Annotated in this window: 2 protein-coding genes; one reads left to right on the top strand and one right to left on the bottom strand. The window is 74.3% G+C overall.

What is annotated here, in order from left to right:
• On the bottom strand, positions 1-1172 hold a 1172-nt coding region (locus GTW40_RS25480; protein ID WP_161182506.1), incomplete at its 3' end, for an alpha-amylase family glycosyl hydrolase.
• 305 nt (positions 1173-1477) lie between these two features.
• On the opposite strand from GTW40_RS25480, the gene GTW40_RS25475 reads away from it, so the two are divergent.
• Positions 1478-2412 (top strand): hypothetical protein (locus GTW40_RS25475; protein ID WP_161182505.1); only part of this gene is annotated, 935 nt, incomplete at its 3' end.

Here is a 2412-nt window from a genome sequence, read left to right as displayed (position 1 = left end):
GCCGAGCCGGGCAGCGCCAGCATCAGCAGGGTCGCGGCGCGGGCCCGGCGCAGCGCGGCGACCGGGTGGAGCGGGGGCTGGGTGCCGCCGGAGAGCAGCCAGGCGTCGAGGTCGGTGCCGGGCGGGAGCGACAGGCGCGAGGTGTGGCGCACCACGTCGTGGTTGGAGAGCACCCAGGTGGCCGAGGCCCCGGCCGAACGGGCGGTGGCGAGGGAGCGGGCGATGACCGCGCGCAGCTCTGCCGCGCCCCAACCAGCCTCCAGGTACTCGAAGTTGAATGCCTGGCCGAGTTCGTCCGGGCGGGCGTACAGCGCGCGGCGCGCGTCCGGTACCCAGGCTTCCGCGACGGCCGTGCGGGGCGGGTCGTAGGAGTCGAGGAGGCGGCGCCAGTCGCGGAAGATGGCGTGCACCTCGTCGCGGTCCCAGTAGGGGTGGGTACCGGGTGCGAGCAGGGGCAGGGAGTCCTCGCCGGTGGCGCCGATCCCGCCCACGTCCCGCAGCGGTTCGGAGAGGTCCTTGGCCAGACCGTGGGCCACGTCGACACGGAAGCCGTCCACGCCCCGGTCGGACCAGAAGCGCAGCGTGGCGAGGAAGTCGGCGCGCACGTCGTCGTGGCGCCAGTCGAGGTCGGGCTGTTCGCGGGCGAAGAGGTGCAGATACCAGTCCCCGTCCGGCAGCCGCTCCCAGGCGCTGCCCCCGAAGACCGACTGCCAGTCCGTGGGCGGGAGTTCACCGCTCGCACCCCGGCCGGGGCGGAAGACGTACCGCGCGCGGGCCGGGGAGCCGGGGCCCGCCGCCAGCGCCTCCTGGAACCAGGGGTGCTGGTGCGAGGTGTGATTGGGGACGATGTCCACGATCACCTTGAGACCGAGCCGGTGGGCCTCGGCGGTCAGGGCGTCGAAGTCGTCCAGGGTGCCCAGGCGCGGGTCGACGTCCCGGTGGTCGGCGATGTCGTAGCCGCCGTCGGCCAGTTCGGAGGGGTAGAACGGGCTGAGCCACACGGCGTCCACGCCGAGCGCGGCCAGATGGTCCAGGTGGCGGGTGACTCCCGCGATGTCACCGAGCCCGTCGCCGTCGGCGTCCGCGAAGCTGCGGGGGTAGACCTGGTAGATGACGGCCTGGCGCCACCAGTCGGGGTTCCGGGAGGAGAGGTCGGCGGACGGCTGTGCCATGCGGGCTCCGTTCGGGCAGGGTGCCGGGGGTCCGGCGGATCGGGCCGGGTGCCGGTGGCCGGGCGGGTGCCGGGGGGCCGGCGGGGCTCCGACAGGAATCTGTCCACATCGCCCCGAAACGGAAACCGGGCGGGCCCGCGAACCCGAACGCCGGGCGCATTAGCGCAGGTTGACAGCTTTCTCAAGGACGATCACGATGTCTCCACACTGTGGCGCACGGGACCGATGGGTCCGTCGAGGCCACGGTTGTCTCCTGTGATCTCTCCGCGCCCCGCGCATGCCCTCCCCGATCCGATGGGATGTCCATGTCCATAGCCCGACGTGTCACCGCGCGCCGCCTGCTGGGTACGGGCGCCGCGTCGCTCGCCCTGTGCGCCGCCTCCGTAGCCGCCGCCTCCGGGGCCTGGGCCCACGCCGCGCCCGGCGGCGACGGCTGGAAGTCCGGCGGCCACCTCACCCCGGGCACCGGCGCCGGAACCGAGACCCGTACCGACGCGTGCGAGTTCTCGCTGGACGGCACCCGCTTCTTCGCCTCCGTCAAGGTGGACGACCAGAACCTGAAGCCGACCGAGGACGGCAAGGTCCACATCAAGGTCCGCGCCACCGGGAACGCCGCGTCCTGCACCGCCTCGCTGGCCTCCTACCTCGCCCACGGCGCCACCTGGGCGACCTCCGGGCAGCAGGCGTTGGTCGGCTTCGACACCGTGAGCGTCAAGGCGGGCGGGACCGACACGCTCGACATCGCCGTGCCGGACGCGGGCTGCTTCGCGCAGGTCGACCTGTACCGGGGCGCGGTCAGGTTCGACGGCGACCTGGACGCCAAGGACGGCCTGGTCCACGGCGACCTGCCCAAGGGCCCGGACCACGCCGTCATCAAGGACAAGCTGATCGCGGCCTGGAACGGCGGCACGAAGGAGTGCTCGATCGCGGCGCAGCCGACCCCGGAAGCCCCGACGACGCCCGCGCAGACCGGGACCGAGACCGAGACCGCCTCCCCCTCGGCCACCACCCCCGCGTCGGACGCGGCGCCCGCGTCCGAGTCGCCCGCGTCCGGGTCGGCCGCCCCGAGCACCGGGGCCGAGTCCGGATCGGCCGGTTCCTCCGCGTCGCCCTCGACGGACGTCAAGGACGCCGCGGCCGCGCCGTCCGCCCCGTCCGCCTCCCCGTCCGCGAACGGCGGCTCCGGCGACCTCGCCGAGACCGGTGGCGGCAACGGCTCCGGGCTGATCGCGGGTGCCGC

The sequence above is a fragment of the Streptomyces sp. SID4985 genome (genome assembly GCF_009863025.1).
Taxonomy (GTDB): Bacteria; Actinomycetota; Actinomycetes; order Streptomycetales; family Streptomycetaceae; genus Streptomyces.
The sequence above is the reverse complement of the archived record's forward strand: the minus strand, read 5'-3'. Positions and strand labels throughout refer to the sequence as shown.